Below are 16,565 nucleotides of genomic sequence, written 5' to 3'. Positions count from 1 at the left end.
GACCCGCCGCTGCCCCCGGCGGGTCCCGGTCCACGGCACGGTGGGGGCGGTGGTGCTACGGACGCCCGTCGGGGTGGACCACCATCGCGGAGCCGCCTCCGCGGCGCGTCTTCTCCGCCGCCGCGAGCCAGCGTCCGTCCGGGAGCCGTTGGACCCCGGTGGCGGCACCGATCTCGGAAGTCTCCTTGAACACGTGGCCCAGCGCCTCGAGTCGGGCCCGCACCGGGCTGTTCCACAGATCCGGTTCGAGGTCGGTGGCCGCTGTGTTGCGCTGACTGGCGCGTGGCGCCTCGATGGCCTGGTGGAGCGGCAGCCCCCGGTCCAGGTGGTTGGTCAGGGTCTGCAGGACGGTGGTGATGATGGTCGAGCCGCCGGGAGAGCCGAGGGCGGCAACGGGACGCCCGCGGTCCAGCACGATCGTCGGCGCCATCGAGGAGCGCGGCCGCTTCCCCGGGCCGGGCAGGTTCGGGTCGGGCACGTCCGGGCTCGCCGGCGCGAACGAGAAGTCCGTCAACTCGTTGTTGAGCAGGAAGCCGCGGCCGGGCACGGTCATGCCGCTGCCGCCGGTCTGCTCGATGGTGAGTGTGTACGCGACGACGTTGCCCCACTTGTCGGCGGTCGTCAGGTGCGTGGTGCTCTCGCCCTCGTACGTGGTGGGGGCGGCCGTACCGCGCTCGTCGCAGCCCCTGCCCGGCCGGCGCGGATCCCCGGGCGCCACCGGGCTGGTGAGGGCGGCGTCGTCCTTGATGAGGCATGCGCGGGAGTCCGCGAACCGCTGGGAGAGCAGTCCCTTGGTGGGCACGTCCTCGAAGGCCGGGTCACCGACCCACCTCCCGCGGTCGGCGAACGCGATCCGGCTCGCCTCGATGTAGCGGTGGAGGTACGCCTTGTCGTCGAGCTTCGACAGGTCGCTGCGCTCCAGCATGTTGAGCGCCTCGCCGACGGTCGTGCCGCCGGAGGAGGACGGCGCCATGCCGTACACGTCGTGGCCCCGGTAACGGGCCAGGCTCGGGTCCTGCGTCTTGGCCCGGTAGCTGCGCAGATCGCCCGCCGTCATGTCGCCGGGCCGGACCTCGCGGTCGGATGCCGGGGCGACCTGCGGCTCCCTGACCGTGCGCACGACGTCCCGGCCGATGTCCCCGTGGTAGAGCGCGCCGACACCCTTCTTGCCGAGTTCCCGGTAGGTGCGCGCCAGGTCGGGGTTCTTCAGGGTGGAGCCGACCTCGGGGAGCTTCCCGCCGGGCAGGAAGAGCTCCGCGCTGGCGGGGAAGTCCCGGAAGCGGGCCTCGTTGCCGGCCGTCTGCTGCCGGAACGTGCCGTCGACGGTGAACCCGTCGCGGGCGAGTTCGGCTGCGGGTTCGAGGGCGCGCGCCAACGGGATGGTCCCCCAGTCCCGCAGTGCCTTCTCCCAGGTGGCCGCGGTTCCCGGAACGCCGACACTCAGCCCGCTGGTGACGGCGTCCGCGAACGGCAGCGGCTTGCCGTCCTCGTCCAAAAACAGCTTCTCGTCCGCGCTCATGGGCGCGGTCTCGCGGCCGTCGATGGTGCTGACCTTGCGGGTCTTCGCGTCGTAGTGGACGAAGTACCCGCCTCCGCCGATGCCTGCGGAGTACGGCTCGGTCACGCCCAGCGCGGCGGCCGTCGCGACCGCGGCGTCCACGGCGTTGCCGCCGCGGCGCAGCACCTCGATCCCGGCGGCCGAGGCATCGGCATCGACGCTCGAGACGGCGCCGCCGTAGCCCGTGGCGACGGGCGACTTGGCCGGCGCGGCGTCCTCACGGTGCACGGCCGACGTCGGCGGGGAGGCCGCGACGGACACCAGCGCCGTCATGGCGGCGAGCAGTGACAGTTTCCGTGCAGCGGGACGACGCATCCGTTCCTCCACTCAACCGGCGTGCCGGAAGCCTAACTTCGCGCGCCCTTCTGCGTCAGCAACATCACGGACTCGAACAGGGTCGCCGGATGCGGATACATTTCCCGCGTGAACGACGACATACGCGACATCGTGCTGGGCCTGATCGCCACCGGCATCGCCGCCGCCATCGGCTGGTTCGCCCGAACCTACCTGTGGCGGCGCAGGCTCCGCCGCAAGCAGCGCTTCTTCGGCCTCCCGGGGAACTCCGAGTGCCTGCTCGTGGTCAACCGGAAGGCCGGCGGCGAGGACTGGAGCGTTGCCCGACGGGACGTCTTCGGCCTGCTCGAACTCGCCGCGCTCGTCAAGGACTGCGGGGCGAACGTGCAGATCGTCGCCCATGACGCGGTGCAGCAGGGCTTCGGTGAGCGGACCGAGTTCTGTTTCGGCGGCCCGGTCTCCAACCAGCGCACCGCCGCGCACCTGCGGGCGCTCCTGCCGGGGGTGCGGATCGCGTCCGGCCCGGAACCGGGAGCCGGCCGGAAGACCTTTGCGGTCTCCTTCTCCGTCGGGGGCGAGACGTTCGCCATGGAGGAGGGCCGCGCCGAGTACGTCCTGCTCGCGCGTCTGACCGGCGGCGCGAGCGCCCGGCCGGTGTTCCTCGCCTGCGGTCAGCGCGCCGTGGCAAACCAGGCCGCCGTGCGCTACCTGCTCCGTCATCACGAGAGGCTCGCCCGCAAGCACGGCAACGCGTTCTGCCTGCTGCTCAAGGTCGTCGACTCCGAGGCCTACGGGCCGGACGTCGTGGAGCTGGTGAAGGACGTGACCCGGGATGCGACCTCCCCCGTCACCGAGGAGGTCCCCGAGTCCGCCGGGGAGCCTGCCTGACGGGACGGTGTCAACGCGGGCGGTAGTGCTCCTGGTTCCGCAAACGGGGGCGGTGCCCTACTGCTGCGAGGGAGGCACTGTCAGCGGTGTCACCTACATTGAATCTCCTCTCTCGTCGGGGGACGAGTCCGCATCACTGCGACGGAGGCCACTCATGCACCGGAACAGCACCGAACCGCAACGGCTCGATGTCCTCGAACTGCGGCAGTACACCCTGCAGCCTGGCCGCCGGGACGATCTGATCGACCTCTTCGACCAGCACTTCGTCGAGTCTCAGGAGGAGGTGGGCATGCGTGTGGTCGGGCAGTTCCGCGACCTCGGAAATCGGGACCGCTTCGTCTGGCTCCGGGCGTTCCCCGACATGACGACGCGCGCGCGATCCCTGTCCGCGTTCTACGAACGGCACCCCGCGTGGCAGGAGCACCGGGGAGCGGCCAACGACACGATGGCCGACTCGGACAACGTCCTGCTGCTCCGGCCGGCCACCGCGGACAGCGGATTCGCCGAACCGGCGGCATCCCGTCCTCCCACCGGGACGACCGCTGCCGTTTCCCCTGCTCTCGTGACGGTGACCATCCACCGTCTCGGGAGTGCGGCGGCACTGGAGGACTTCGTCGGGTTCCACGAGGATCGCGTACGGCCCCTGTTGGCCGGTGCCGGGTCACCTCCGGCCGCCTGCTTTCGAACGGAGGCCGCCGAGAACACGTTCCCCCGTCTGCCGGTGCGCACCGGGGAGCACGTGTTCGTCGAGGTCTCCGTCTTCGCGGATGCCGACCACCACGAGAAACACCGCGCCCGACTGGCCTCCCTGACGGTGTGGCAGCGGGACGTTCTCCCCGAACTGGCCGGGCGGCTCACCGGCCCGAGCGAGGTCCTCCGGCTTTCACCCACGGGGCGTTCCGCGCTCCGCTGAGACGGGAGCCCGCGACTACGCCTCCGAGGCCTCCGCGTAGACCTGGGACAGCTCGGGGCTGCCGTGGCGCGCCCACTCGCGGCCCCGTTCCACGACGTCGATCCGGCGTCCGGAGCGCAGGACGACCACCGGGCGCCCGGTCGGCCAGACCTGCCAGTGCGTACCGGGCACCGTCCGGACCAGCACCGTGCCCAGGTACAGCCCCGCGTCGTTGCCGAGCCACCCCTCGGCGTCCTCGTCGCCGCGCCAGCGGGGCACGACCTGGTCGAGCTGCTCGAGGGAGGCGGGAGTGTCGTCCAGTCGCAGCCCGGCCTGCGCGGCCTGCACCCGCAGGAGTTCGCACTCCGACAGCAGGGCCGCCACCCCTTCCCGGTCCTCGGCCGGACGGTCCGCGGACCCCGGCGCCGCGGCGCCGCGCACCGCCTCATGCCGTTTACGCCACTTGTCCAGGATCGCGATTTTCATGCTGCCAGAGTGGCATTCGCTCGCCCTTTCGCACCATGGGGCGCGCGATTCCGGCACGGACTGTTGACGCACCGTATGCACCTCCTTACGGTCGTCGGGCACCTGCGAACCGCTGCCGATCCGGGAGGGGACGGGCATGCTCGTCGGAAGAAGACGGTGGACGGCCGGGGGACTGGCGGCGGGAGCGGCGTTCGCCGTGCTGGCCGCAGGCGCCCCGGCGAACGCGGACCCGGAGAACGGCGCACAGGGGCCGGGACGTCCGCTGCCTCTGGAGCAGCACTTCGACAACACGGCCGTCAGCCGGGACGGCCACCCCGGCGAGGCCGACTTCGACGGATCCGGGAACTCGCTGTCCGCGCAGGATCTGAGCGCCGCAGGATGGACACCCGGTCAGCGCCTCACTCTGGACGCAGCGCGGCTGGAGTGGCCGCGGTCGGCGTCCGGCAAGCCCGACAACGTCCGGTCCGACGGGCAGGCGGTGCGGCTGCACGGCTCGGGGAACGCCGTGTCCTTCCTGGTCGCAGGAACGTCACTTCGCTCACCCGGCGGCGCAGTGGCGGGCACCGGCACGATCCGCTACGCCGACGGTTCCACGAGCAGCTACACCCTCACCGCGCCGGACTGGCGGACCGGAAGCCTCGCCACCAAGGCCGTCGCGCTGCCGCACATCAACACCCCAGCCGGCCAACAGGCCGGGAAGGCACGGCTGTACGCGGTGAGCGTGCCCGTCGAACGGGGCCGCACGATCTCCTCCGTCATCCTGCCGAAGGACCCCGGGCCGGACACCGACCTGCACGTCTTCGCCGCAGCGGTGCGCACGCCGGTGGTCGGTTCCTGGACCGGCAGCTGGGCGGCGAGCCCGGCCGGGTACACCGCGGTCGGACCATGGACGGACCGGACCCTGCGCCTGGTGGTGCACAGCAGTTCCGGTGGCAGGAAGGTCCGCATCCGGCTGGCCAACACCTTCGCCGGGCAACCGGTGGAGATCGGCCACGCCAGTGTCGCGGCGCAGGCCGAGGGGGCGACGGCGCAACAGGAGCCGGCGGCCCTGTCCTTCGGCGGCCGGCCCGGGGCACGGATCCCCGCGGGCGCGCAGCTGCTCTCCGACCCGCTCGGCTTCACCGTCCCGGCCGGAGCGAACCTGCTGGTCAGCATCCACCTGCCGGGAACGGTGACGGCGGCGCCGGTGCACAGCCAGGCGATCCAGCGCTCGTTCATCAGTGCCCGGGGCAGCGGTGACCGGACGGGTGAGAGCGGTCCGGACTCGTACACCGGCACCCTCACCACCTGGCCCTTCCTCACCGGTGTCGACGTGGGCGGGGGCCCAGGGACGGTCGTGGCGCTCGGTGACTCCATCACCGACGGGGTCCGGTCGACACGGGACGCCAACCACCGCTGGCCGGACGTTCTCGCCGAGCGCTTGCGGAACCAGGACGAAGTACCGCGCTACGGCGTCCTCAACCACGGCATCTCCGCCAACCGGATCGTGACGGACCGTTACCCCGGTGACGGGGTCAGCACCGACACCGGCGGGGTGAGCGCCCAGCACCGGCTGGACCGGGACGTGCTGTCGCAGACCGGCGCGCGGACGGTCGTCGTCTTCGAAGGGATCAACGACGTGCGCTGGGGCACCTCGGCCGCGGACGTGGTCGAGGGCCTGAAGGCGATTGCCGAACGGTCCCGCGCTCGCGGACTGCGGGTGGTGGCCGCCACGATCGCGCCCTGCGAGGGATACCACGACTGCACCCCCGAGGTGGACGCCCGGCGCACCGCCGTCAACACGTTCCTGCGCGCGAACGCCGGGAAGAACGCCGTGTTCGACGCGCTGCTCGACTTCGACGCCGTCGTCCGCGACCCGTCACGGCCGTCCCGGATGCGGCCCGAGTACGACAGCGGCGACCACCTGCACCCCGGCGACGCGGGTCTGCGGGCGCTCGCCGAGTCGATCGATCTGCGGGCCCTCGAGTCCTGAGGCAGGCCCGGCGCGCCCGGCCGGCCCGCGCCGGGCTACACCTCGAGGTCCACCACGACGGGTGCGTGATCGGAGGCGCCCTTGCCCTTGCGCTCCTCGCGGTCGGAGTAGACGTCCTTCACCGCGACGGTGAAGGACTGGTTGCCGAGGACCAGGTCGATCCGCATGCCCCGGTTCTTCGGGAAGCACAGCTGGCGGTAGTCCCAGTAAGTGAAGGCGCGGTCGTACTTCAACGGGCGCGGCACGATGTCGGTCAGGCCCCTGGCCCGCAGGCTCTCCAGCGCCGCCCGCTCGGCCGGGGTGACATGCGTCAGTCCCTCGAAGGCCGCCGGGTCCCACACGTCCTCGTCGGCCGGCGCGATGTTGAAGTCCCCCAGCACCGCGAACGGACGCCCGCCGGAGGCGTCGCCGGCCACCGCCGCACCGAGGTCCTCGAGCCAGCGCAGCTTGTAGGCGTAGTGCGCGTGCTCCACCTCGCGGCCGTTCGGGACGTACACCGACCAGACGCGGACGCCGCCGCAGGTGGCCGAGATCGCACGCGGCTCCTGCACGCCGTCGTACTCGGGGCCGCCGGGAAGCCCCGCAACCATGTCCTCCATCCCGACCCTGGACAGGAGGGCGACGCCGTTCCAGCGGCCGTCGGCGTTCACCGCGGCCTCGTAACCGAGTTCCTTGAGCTGCTCGCGCGGGAACTGCTCGTCGGTGCACTTGGTCTCCTGGATGCACAGCACGTCGGTGCCGCTGCTCTCCAGCCAGGCCAGCAGCCGGGGCAGCCGGGCGGTGATCGAGTTGACGTTCCAGGTGGCGATGCGCATGCGCCAAGGCTATCGGGGGCCGCCGACAACGGGCCCCGCAGCCGCCCCGGCCATCCGCTCGGGCCGGGACGGGGACCCGTGGCAGCAGGCCGCCAGGGCCACCGGCACCGGTCGGAGCCCGTCAGAGCCCGACCGACTCCCCCGGCTGGAGGCGGGAGTGGACCGCACCCGCGACCCCCGGGCCGTCCGGCCCGAGCATACGGTCGTAGACCGTCCGGGCGACATCGCTCAGCAGGCCGTCGTGAACATCGATCGCCCGCTGCGGCGCGACCTCCCGCACGTAGTCGATCACTTCGCCGATCTTGTTCCAGGGTGCGTGCACCGGCAGCATCAGCGTCTCCACCGGCCGCTCCGGCACGGTCAGGGCGTCGCCGGGATGGAAGACCGCGCCGTCCACGAGATAGCCGACGTTCGTGACCCGCGGGATGTCGGGGTGGATCACGGCGTGCAACTCCCCGTGCACCTCGATGTCGAAACCCGCCGCGGAGAACGTGTCCCCGTGTCCGACCGTGTGCACCCGGCCGGGGAAGACCCCGGCGATCCGGTCCGCGACGCTGCGCAGGGTCCAGACGGCCGCCCCCGGGTTGCTCTCCAGGGCCGCCCGCAACCGCTGTTCGTCGAAGTGGTCCGCGTGCTCGTGCGTGACGAGCACCGCGTCCGCCCCGACGGCGGCGTCCGGCTCGCTGAACCCGCCGGGATCGATGACGAGCCGCTGCCCGTCCTTCTCCAGCCGGATGCAGGCGTGGCCCTTCTTGGTCAGCTCCACAGCGTGGTCCCCTCCGATGCGGTGCGCGGGATCGGTACTTCCCATCGTGCTACCCGTGCGGCGTGGTCTCCTCCCGTATGACGTCGCGGGCGACCCGGAAGGCGGCCGCGGCTGCCGGCATCCCGCAGTACACGGCCGTCTGGAGCAGGACCTCACGGATCTCGGCGGGGGTCAGCCCGGTGCGCAGGGCGGCGCGGGTGTGGGCAGCGAGGTCGTCGACGTGGCCCCCCGCCACCAGGGCCGTCAGGGCCACGACGCTGCGCATGCGCCGGTCGATGCCGGGACGCGTCCACACCCCGCCCCAGGTGCTGCGGGTCAGGAGCTCGTCGAACTCGGCCGTGAACTCGTCGGTGCCCGCCGACTCACGGTCGACGTGGGCGTCCCCGAGCACCTCACGGCGCACCTTCATGCCGGCCTCGTACTCGGTGCGCACGGCCGGCGCCTCGGGCTGCTCCCCGGCGGCCGACAGCTCCGCGAACGGGGAGGCCGGCGCCGACTGCGCGGGCACCCTCTGCCGGGGCCCGATGCCGCTGACGCCCCCCGGCACCTGCCACGCGGTGTCGAAGTGGCGCACGAGCAGATCCGTCACGGCAGCCGGCTGCTCCACCGGAGCGAGGTGGGACGCGGCGGGGACGAGCGCCAGCCGCGCGTCGGGGATGCCGGCGACGAGCAGACGGGCCTCCGCGGGCGGGGTCACCCGGTCCTCGGAGCCCGCCACCACCAGAGTCGGCACCCGGACGCCGGACAGGTCCCCGCGCACGTCGAAGGAGGCCAGCGCCTCGCAGGCCCCGATGTAGCAACCCGGATCGGTGGTCCGCATCATCTGCACGGCCCACTCCAGTATCGCGGGCTGCGACGCGGCGAACGACGACGTGAACCAGCGGTCGGGCAGGGCGCGGGCCATCGGCTCCAGACCGTTGCTGCGCACCACGACGCCGCGCTGACGGTACTCGTCGGGCGTCCCGAACCGGCCCGCGGCCGACACCAGCGCGAGCGAGGCGATGCGCTGCGGGTGCCGCAGCGAAAGCTCGATGCCGACGGCTCCGCCCGCGGAGCAGCCGGCGTAGCCGAACGTTCCGACGCCCAACTGGTCGAGCGTGGCGAGCAGACGTTCGGCGAGATCCGCCACGGAAGTCGCGGCGTGCGCCGGAGCGCCGCCGTGGCCGGGCAGGTCGAAGCGCAGGACCCGCCACTGGCGGCTGAGCTCGGGGATCTGGCGGTCCCACATGTGCCAGGTGGTGCCGAGAGCCGGTCCCAAGATCAGGACCGGGGCGTCTTCCGGCCCGTCAAGGCGGTACTGCAGAGTTCTCGTCGTCGTGCTCACCGGCTTACGCTCCCACATCTCACAGAAGCCCCTGAAGCTGGGGCCTGTCACTTTTCCGGCCCTGAAGGGATCTGCGGTAACGCTCCAGTCGGCGGCCGGTGTGGTTGTCCCCGTCACTGGTGGTGGCCGGATTCACGATGCCCCGGTCCACCCCGATCCAGTCCACCGGTGCGGTGTTCATCGGCGCGGGCTCGACCTCACACGTAGCGAGGAGGAACCACTTGCCGTCGCGGTAGACGAGATCCGTCTCGCCTCTGCGGCACGCGGTCAGCGTGGCGAGGTGATCCCGGTGGCCGGTGCAGGGGATATCGCGCAACCGCCCCGCCACCGTCCAGATGCTCACCGTCCCCGCGTCGTACTGCCACGACAAACACCGGTCATCAGAAGGCTGCGCCGCATCCGGCCGGAAGCCGACCGGCTTCGACTCCGCCCGCATGTGCCGGACCGAGCCCCGCCTTGCGGCCGACGGCGCCGTTCGGGGACGACCTCAGGCCCGGACCGCGTTCCCGGCCTGCTCGGCCTCCTCGATCCGGACCGGCCGGCGCTCCCGCCGCGACATCTCGCACGCCTCGGCGACCAGCAGCGCGCGCAATGCCTCCCGCCCGTCGCACGGGTTGTCCAGCTCGCCCCGCGCCACCTGCACGAAGGCGTCCAACTCCGCCTCGTAGGCGGGACCGAAGCGTTCCAGGAACCCGGGCCACGGCTTGTCCGGGGCGGGCGGCCCCGAGATCTCCGTCGACGTGATCGGGGTGCGCGGGTCCAGTCCGACGGCGATCTGGTCCCGGTCACCGGCCAGTTCCATGCGCACGTCGTATCCGGCGCCGTTGCACCGGGTCGCCGTCGCCGTGGCGAGCGTGCCGTCGTCCAGGGTGAGCAGCACCGCGGCGCTGCTGACGTCCGAGGAGTCCCGGAACATGGCCGGCCCGGCATCCGACCCGATCGCGTACACCTCGGTGATCTCACGGCCCGTGACCCACCGGAGGATGTCGAAGTCGTGGACGAGGCAGTCGCGGTACAGACCGCCCGACACTGGCAGATAGGCGGCCGGCGGCGGCGCCGGGTCGGAGGTGACGGCCCTCACGGTGTGCAGCCGGCCCAGCGCGCCGGACCGGACCGCTGCCCGTGCGGCCAGGTAGCCGGCGTCGAACCGGCGCATGAAGCCCAGCTGGAGGACGGTCCCGGCCGCCTCCACCTCCCGCAGCGCCGTCACGGTACCCGGCAGATCGAGGGCGATCGGCTTCTCGCAGAAAGCGGGCAGTCCGGCGCGGGCGGCACGCCCGATCAGTTCGGCGTGGGCCGCGGTGGCGGTGGCGATCACCACGGCGTCGGGACCGTCGGTGAACAGGGCGTCCACCGACGGGGCCGCGCGGCCGCCCACCCGGTCCGCGACCTCGGCGGCCCGCGCCGCATCGGCGTCCGCGACGACCAGTGAGGAGACCTCGGGGTGCCCGCCCAGCACTTCTGCGTGAAGTGCGCCGATACGTCCTGTTCCGATGAGTCCGATACGCATGGCTCCAACCTGGCGGGCGCCGCACACCCTGTCAACACTTTGTCCTGACAACCGAACGTCACGACTTCCCGTCAACCGGGCTTGCCGATACGCTCGCGAGCGTGGCGAGACGTGAGGCAGAACCGACGGAGGCGCTCCGGCTCGGGGTCGACCGCAGCAGCCCGGTTCCGCTCTACCACCAGCTGTCCCAGCAGTTCGAGGCGGCGATAGAACAGGGCCGGCTGGTCCCCGGAAGCCTGCTCGGCAACGAGATCGAGCTGGCCCGCCGGATCGGGCTGTCCCGGCCCACCGTCCGCCAGGCCATCCAGTCGCTGGTCGACAAGGGGCTCCTGGTGCGCCGCCGGGGCGTCGGCACCCAGGTCGTGCACAGCCAGGTCGGACGTCCACTCGAACTGAGCAGCCTGTACGACGACCTCGAGGCCGCGGGCCGGCGCCCCACGACCCGCGTGCTGCGGCACGCCACCGAGTCCGCCTCGGCGTCGGTCGCCGGACGGCTCGGCATCGCCGAGGGTTCGGACGTCGTCGTGGTCGAGCGCCTGCGCCTGGCTCACGGCGAGCCGGTGGCCCACCTGCGCAACCACCTCCCGCCGGGCCTGCTCGACATGACCACCGAAGAGCTGGAGGCGACCGGCCTCTACCGCCTGATGCGCCGGTCCGGGATCGGCCTGCACAGCGCCCGGCAGTCCGTCGGCGCGCGGGCGGCCACGGCCGGCGAGGGCGAACGGCTCGGCGAGCCGGGGGGCGCTCCGCTGCTGACCATGGAACGCACCACCTTCGACGACACCGGACGGGCCGTCGAATTCGGCACGCACCTCTACCGGGCGTCGCGCTACGCCTTCGAGTTCCAACTGCTCGTGCGCCCGTGAACCGGCGGCCGCGGGCCCTGAGTTCGGGTCTCACGGCGACGACTCCCGGCCAATTCCGGCGACGGCGCATTGACGGTGCTCAGTCGTCACGGCCAGACTCCCGGGGGCCTCCGGCGGACCCGCCGGGTGTCTCCGCCGGACCGGTGGCGGATACTTGTGCGGCGACTCGTGACCGAGGGTCGCGAGAAACAGCCGGCAGGCCGCACGGAGCAGCAGCGAGAGGGGCACGTCATCGTGGCAAGGGCAGGAACAGGCATACGTGCGGCGGGTGCGGTGCTGGCCATGGTGTTCGCGGCCGCCCTCACGGGGTGCAGCAGCACCGGCGGCAAGGGTGCCGAGGAGCAGGCGAGCGACGGGGCCGGCGGCCGGCCCGCGGTGGACACCCCCCGCTACACCTTCGCCATGGTGACGCACTCCGGCGACGGGGACAGCTTCTGGGACATCGTCAAGCGCGGTGCCGAGCAGGCCGCCGCCAAGGACAACGTCAAGTTCCTCTACAGCCAGAACGACCAGGCGCAGGAGCAGGCCGAACTGGTGCAGACCGCCATCGACCAGAAGGTCGACGGGCTGATCGTCTCCCTGGCCAAGCCCGCTGCCATGAAGGACGTCGTCAGCAAGGCCGTCAAGGCGGGCATTCCCGTCATCACGGTCAACTCCGGTTCGGAGGAGTCGAAGAAGCTCGGCGCGCTCTCGCACATCGGCCAGGACGAGACCATCGCCGGTGAGGCCGTCGGCCAGGAGCTCGACAAGCGCGGCCGCAAGAAGGCGATCTGCGTGCTGCACGAGCAGGGCAACGTGGGCCACGAACAGCGTTGCGACGGCGCCCGCAAGACCTTCGGCGGCAGTATGAAGAACCTGTACGTCGAGGGCACCAACATGCCCGACGTGCAGGCCGCCATCGAGGCGAAGCTGCAGGCCGACAGGGACATCGACGCCGTGGTCACCCTCGGCGCGCCCTTCGCCGCCACCGCGGTCAAGGCCAAGGAGCAGGCGGGCAGCAAGGCCGAGATCGACACCTTCGACCTCAACGCCAAGGTCGCCTCGGCCCTGCGCGACGGCGACCTCGGCTTCGCCGTCGACCAGCAGCCCTACCTGCAGGGCTACGAGGCCGTGGACCTGCTCTGGCTCCACAAGTACAACGCCGACGTACTCGGCGGCGGCCGTCCGGTCCTCACCGGTCCGCAGGTCGTCACGGGCAAGGACGCTGGGGCGCTGCAGAAGTACGCGGAGCGTGGCACTCGATGACCGCCACGGCCACGACGCTGTCCGCCGGCATGGGGGCCGCGTCGCGTTCCACCGCGCGCCGCCTCCTGGCCCGGCCCGAGCTCGGGGCCGTGGTGGGCGCCGCAGCCGTCTTCGTCTTCTTCGCCTTCGCGGCCGAGGGATTCCTCCGCGCGTCCAGCCTCAGCACGGTCCTCTACGCCTCGTCGACCATCGGGATCATGGCGGTGCCCGTCGCCCTGCTGATGATCGGCGGCGAGTTCGACCTGTCGACCGGCGTGATGGTCACGTCCTCCGCGCTGATCTCGTCGATGTTCAGCTACCAGATGACGGCGAACGTCTGGGCCGGCGTCGGGGTCTCGCTGCTCGCCACCCTCGCCATCGGGTTCTTCAACGGGTTCATGCTGGTCAGGACCGGGCTTCCGAGCTTCATCATCACGCTCGGCACCTTCCTGATGCTGACCGGCCTGAACCTCGGCTTCACCAAGCTGGTCAGCGGCAGCGTGAGCACCCGGACGATCGGTGACATGGAGGGCTTCTCCTCCGCGCACGGTCTCTTCGCCTCACAGATGTCCTTGGGGGACGTCACCATCAAGGTCACGGTCCTGTGGTGGGCCGGTCTCGTGGCCCTCGCGACCTGGGTGCTGCTGCGCACCCGCACGGGCAACTGGATCTTCGCCGCCGGAGGCGGGGCGGCCGCGGCCCGGGCCGTCGGAGTCCCGGTCGCCCGGACCAAGATCGGGCTGTACATGGCCGTGGCGTTCTGCGCCTGGGTCTCCGGCCAGCACCTGCTCTTCTCGTACGACGTCGTGCAGTCCGGGGAGGGCATCGGCAACGAGTTCCTCTACATCATCGCGGCCGTCATCGGCGGCTGCCTGATGACCGGCGGCTACGGCTCGGCGATCGGCTCGGCGGTGGGGGCGGCCATCTTCGGCATGGCCAGCAAGGGAATCGTCTACGCCCAGTGGGACCCCGACTGGTTCAAGTTCTTCCTGGGGGCCATGCTGCTGCTCGCCACGCTGCTCAACGCCTGGGTGCGCAGACGGGCGGAGGCCACGTCGGCGCAGTCCCGGCAGGATGACCCGACGGCGCGGAAACAGGCAGGTGAGACGCGGTGAGCGCACTGGTCGAGCTGACCGCGGTCAGCAAGTCCTACGGCAACGTCCGGGCACTCGACGACGTGTCCCTGGAGGTCCACGCCGGGGAGATCACCTGCGTCCTCGGTGACAACGGCGCCGGCAAGTCCACCCTGATCAAGATCATTGCCGGTCTGCACCGGCACGACGCCGGCGTCCTCTCCGTGGAGGGTGAGGAGACCGTGCTCTCCTCACCCCGCGAGGCCCTGGACCGCGGCATCGCCACGGTCTACCAGGACCTGGCCGTCGTCCCCCTCATGCCGGTCTGGCGGAACTTCTTCCTCGGCTCGGAACCCCGCAAGGGCGCGGGCCCCTTCCGGCGCCTCGACGTCGCGACGATGCGGGAGACGACCCGCTCCGCGCTGCTGCGGATGGGTATCGACCTCCGGGACGTCGACCAGCCGATCGGCACCCTCTCCGGCGGCGAGCGGCAGTGCGTGGCCATCGCCCGTGCCGTCCACTTCGGCGCCAGGGTGCTCGTGCTCGACGAGCCGACGGCCGCCCTGGGCGTCAAGCAGTCCGGAGTCGTCCTGAAGTACGTCGCGGCGGCCCGTGACGCCGGCCTCGGCGTGGTCCTCATCACCCACAACCCGCACCACGCGTACCTGGTCGGGGACCGCTTCGTCCTCCTCAAGCGCGGTGCCATGGCAGGCAGCCACGCCAAGGACGGCATCACCCTCGACGAGCTCACCCGCCAGATGTCGGGGGGCAGCGAGCTCGAGCAGCTCAGCCACGAGCTCGAGCGGGCGCCCGTGCCGGAGCACCTCGCAGAGGACGTCGCCGGGGACTGACCCGTGTCCCGGATCCGGCCCGGCCGGGTCCGGGGCCGCCCTGCCACCATGCGCCGCCCCGCGCCGGTGAGGCACAATCGCACGGCGGGACCAACCCGCCCAGAACCGTGCCAGCCCGGGCGGCCCGCCGCCCCAGACTCCGCAGGGACGACGACTCTTGCCAGCACGCACCCGCAGCGACCGCCACGGCCGCAGGCCCGGAACCCCGGCGGCCCTCCGCGCCGCTCAGGGCCGCGAGGCGGACCGATGAGCACCTTCCGCGAGCAGGCGTCACGCGGAACGGCCCGCGCCACCGTGCTGCGCACCATCGGTTCCAGGGAGCGCCGCTCCCATCTCGCCGCGCCCCGGGTGCCCACGGTCGGCATCGACATCGGCGGCACGAAGGTCGCCGCCGGGGTCGTCGACGCCGACGGCAACATCCTGGAACGCATGCGCAGCGAGACCCCCGACAAGTCGAAGAGCCCCAAGGTCGTCGAGGACACCATCGTCGAGCTCGTCCTCGACCTCTCCGACCGGCACGACGTGCACGCCGTGGGCATCGGCGCCGCCGGCTGGGTCGACGCCAACCGCTCCCGCGTCCTGTTCGCACCGCACCTGTCCTGGCGCGACGAGCCGCTGCGCGACGCGCTCGCCGCCCGCCTCGCCGTACCGGTCATGGTCGACAACGACGCCAACACCGCCGCCTGGGCCGAGTGGCGCTTCGGGGCGGGCCGCGGCCAGGACCATCTCGTCATGATCACCCTCGGCACCGGCATCGGCGGCGCCATCCTGGAGGACGGCCAGGTCAAGCGCGGCCGCTACGGGGTGGCCGGCGAGTTCGGCCACATGCAGGTCGTCCCGGGCGGACACCGCTGCCCCTGCGGCAACCGCGGCTGCTGGGAGCAGTACAGCTCGGGCAACGCCCTGGTCCGCGAGGCGCGCGAACTGGCTGCCGCCGACTCGCCCGTCGCCTACGGGATCATCGAACGGGTCGGCGGGCACATCCCCGACATCACCGGCCCCCTCATCACCGAGCTGGCCCGCCAGGGCGATGCCATGTGCATCGAACTCCTCCAGGACATCGGCCAGTGGCTCGGGGTGGGCATCGCCAACCTCGCCGCCGCCCTCGACCCGGCCTGCTTCGTCGTCGGAGGCGGCGTCAGCGCGGCCGACGACCTGCTGCTCGGCCCCGCCCGCGACGCCTTCCGCCGCCATCTCACGGGCCGCGGCTACCGGCCGGAGGCGCGGATCGTCAAAGCGCAGCTCGGCAACGAGGCCGGGCTGGTCGGAGCCGCCGACCTCGCACGGCTGATCGCCCGGCGCTTCCGCCGTGCCAACCGCAGGCGTGTCGAGCGCCACGAACGCTACGCACGGGCGGCCTCCGAGTCGTCCGCTGGAGGACTTGCATGACGTCGGCCGATCCGCGCCCCTCGGTGCCGCACCAGGCCCCGCCACCGGGCGCCCCCCAGCCGGGCAGCACCACGACCACCCGGCGGCGTCTGGTCACCCTGCTCGTCGTCGTACTCCTCATCGGGATCCCGACCGGCTACCTCGTGGTCTCCGCTCAGCAGAGCCGTGACAGCGGAAAGGACAAGGCCCGCAAGGCCGCGGCCACCGGGCTCACCGCCGACTGGCCCTCCCGCGTCCAGCGCCGCATCTACGACGTGCCGATACCGCGCTACTCGAAGAACGTCGCCTTCTACGAGACGAACACGTGGAAGGTCAGCCGGCTCTACGTGCAGTTCACGACGACCGACGAGGGCCTCGACACCTTCCTGCACAACATCGGGACCAGCCGGTCCGACCTGCGCAAGGACCGGCAGGCCGTCACCGAACGGAACGCCGCCGTGGTCGGCTGGAACATCGGCTCCGGCTCCCGGTGGGCCGGAACGGCGCACCCGCAGCCCGACCCCCAGCCGGACCACCGGATCGCCGTCGATCTCGGGAATCCCTCGCACCCGACGGTGTATGTGGTGTCCACCGCCACCCCGTGAACCGCGGGTGAACTCCGGGCTCCCGACTTCCGGGACGCCGCACGCGTCGCCGCCGGGAAGGCGTTCGTGATCC

The 16,565-nt window shown here is 72.0% G+C and carries 16 protein-coding genes; 9 read left to right on the top strand and 7 right to left on the bottom strand.

Going from position 1 to position 16,565, the window contains the following annotated elements:
* Positions 1-55: 55 nt before the first annotated feature.
* The gene (ggt, locus tag M1E25_RS04845; protein ID WP_251410076.1) at positions 56-1,873 is read right to left on the bottom strand and encodes a gamma-glutamyltransferase; all 1,818 of its coding nucleotides are present in this window, start codon (positions 1,871-1,873) and stop codon (positions 56-58) included.
* Between the two features lie 108 nt (positions 1,874-1,981).
* Between ggt and M1E25_RS04840 the strand changes: the two genes are divergently transcribed.
* Complete coding sequence (locus M1E25_RS04840) at positions 1,982-2,740, top strand: hypothetical protein (RefSeq protein WP_251410074.1); 759 nt, start codon at positions 1,982-1,984, stop codon at positions 2,738-2,740.
* 154 nt (positions 2,741-2,894) lie between these two features.
* The gene (locus M1E25_RS04835) at positions 2,895-3,653 is read left to right on the top strand and encodes an NIPSNAP family protein (RefSeq protein WP_251410072.1); all 759 of its coding nucleotides are present in this window, start codon (positions 2,895-2,897) and stop codon (positions 3,651-3,653) included.
* Positions 3,654-3,668: 15 nt separating this feature from the next.
* Here M1E25_RS04835 and M1E25_RS04830 read toward each other — a convergent pair whose 3' ends face one another.
* A complete protein-coding gene (locus M1E25_RS04830) occupies positions 3,669-4,118 on the bottom strand; it encodes a DUF6278 family protein (RefSeq protein ID WP_251410070.1) in 450 nt (149 codons plus the stop codon).
* A gap of 136 nt (positions 4,119-4,254) precedes the next feature.
* Here M1E25_RS04830 and M1E25_RS04825 point away from each other — a divergent pair, with 136 nt between their 5' ends.
* The gene (locus M1E25_RS04825; protein ID WP_251410068.1) at positions 4,255-6,090 is read left to right on the top strand and encodes an SGNH/GDSL hydrolase family protein; all 1,836 of its coding nucleotides are present in this window, start codon (positions 4,255-4,257) and stop codon (positions 6,088-6,090) included.
* A 35-nt stretch (positions 6,091-6,125) separates the two neighbouring features.
* Here the strand turns inward: M1E25_RS04825 and M1E25_RS04820 are convergent, their stop codons facing one another.
* From M1E25_RS04820 to M1E25_RS04800, 5 genes are all read right to left on the bottom strand, one after another.
* Positions 6,126-6,905, bottom strand: a complete 780-nt coding sequence (locus M1E25_RS04820; protein ID WP_251410066.1) for an exodeoxyribonuclease III — start codon at positions 6,903-6,905, stop codon at positions 6,126-6,128.
* 121 nt (positions 6,906-7,026) lie between these two features.
* A complete protein-coding gene (locus M1E25_RS04815; RefSeq protein ID WP_251410170.1) occupies positions 7,027-7,671 on the bottom strand; it encodes an MBL fold metallo-hydrolase in 645 nt (214 codons plus the stop codon).
* 49 nt (positions 7,672-7,720) lie between these two features.
* Positions 7,721-8,995: a bifunctional 3-oxoadipate enol-lactonase/4-carboxymuconolactone decarboxylase PcaDC gene (gene pcaDC, locus M1E25_RS04810; protein ID WP_251410064.1), complete on the bottom strand. Its 1,275-nt coding sequence runs from the start codon at positions 8,993-8,995 to the stop codon at positions 7,721-7,723.
* A 19-nt stretch (positions 8,996-9,014) separates the two neighbouring features.
* A complete protein-coding gene (locus tag M1E25_RS04805) occupies positions 9,015-9,338 on the bottom strand; it encodes a hypothetical protein (protein ID WP_251410062.1) in 324 nt (107 codons plus the stop codon).
* 144 nt (positions 9,339-9,482) lie between these two features.
* Entirely contained in the window at positions 9,483-10,505 is a 1,023-nt protein-coding gene (locus tag M1E25_RS04800; RefSeq protein ID WP_251410060.1) for a Gfo/Idh/MocA family protein, read from the bottom strand.
* 101 nt (positions 10,506-10,606) lie between these two features.
* On the opposite strand from M1E25_RS04800, the gene M1E25_RS04795 reads away from it, so the two are divergent.
* The 6 genes from M1E25_RS04795 to M1E25_RS04770 all read left to right on the top strand — a co-directional run bounded on the left by M1E25_RS04795 (position 10,607) and on the right by M1E25_RS04770 (position 16,492).
* Positions 10,607-11,371 carry a GntR family transcriptional regulator gene (locus tag M1E25_RS04795; RefSeq protein ID WP_251410058.1) on the top strand — a complete coding sequence of 255 codons (765 nt, stop codon included), beginning with the start codon at positions 10,607-10,609 and terminating at the stop codon, positions 11,369-11,371.
* Between the two features lie 234 nt (positions 11,372-11,605).
* Positions 11,606-12,616, top strand: a complete 1,011-nt coding sequence (locus tag M1E25_RS04790) for a sugar ABC transporter substrate-binding protein (RefSeq protein WP_251410167.1) — start codon at positions 11,606-11,608, stop codon at positions 12,614-12,616.
* Positions 12,613-13,710: an ABC transporter permease gene (locus tag M1E25_RS04785; RefSeq protein WP_372500522.1), complete on the top strand. Its 1,098-nt coding sequence runs from the start codon at positions 12,613-12,615 to the stop codon at positions 13,708-13,710. Before M1E25_RS04790 ends, M1E25_RS04785 begins: the two co-directional genes overlap by 4 nt.
* Complete coding sequence (locus tag M1E25_RS04780) at positions 13,707-14,519, top strand: ATP-binding cassette domain-containing protein (protein ID WP_251410056.1); 813 nt, start codon at positions 13,707-13,709, stop codon at positions 14,517-14,519. Before M1E25_RS04785 ends, M1E25_RS04780 begins: the two co-directional genes overlap by 4 nt.
* A 246-nt stretch (positions 14,520-14,765) precedes the next feature.
* The gene (locus M1E25_RS04775) at positions 14,766-15,908 is read left to right on the top strand and encodes an ROK family glucokinase (RefSeq protein ID WP_251410054.1); all 1,143 of its coding nucleotides are present in this window, start codon (positions 14,766-14,768) and stop codon (positions 15,906-15,908) included.
* The gene (locus M1E25_RS04770; RefSeq protein ID WP_251410051.1) at positions 15,905-16,492 is read left to right on the top strand and encodes a sugar kinase; all 588 of its coding nucleotides are present in this window, start codon (positions 15,905-15,907) and stop codon (positions 16,490-16,492) included. The genes M1E25_RS04775 and M1E25_RS04770 overlap by 4 nt, the downstream gene beginning before the upstream one ends.
* Positions 16,493-16,565 lie beyond the last annotated feature (73 nt).

It is taken from the genome of Streptomyces meridianus, assembly GCF_023703325.1.
In the GTDB taxonomy this organism is placed as follows: domain Bacteria; phylum Actinomycetota; class Actinomycetes; order Streptomycetales; family Streptomycetaceae; genus Streptomyces; species Streptomyces meridianus.
Note: the sequence above shows the minus strand (reverse complement) of the source record. Positions and strands in the feature narration are given on the sequence as shown.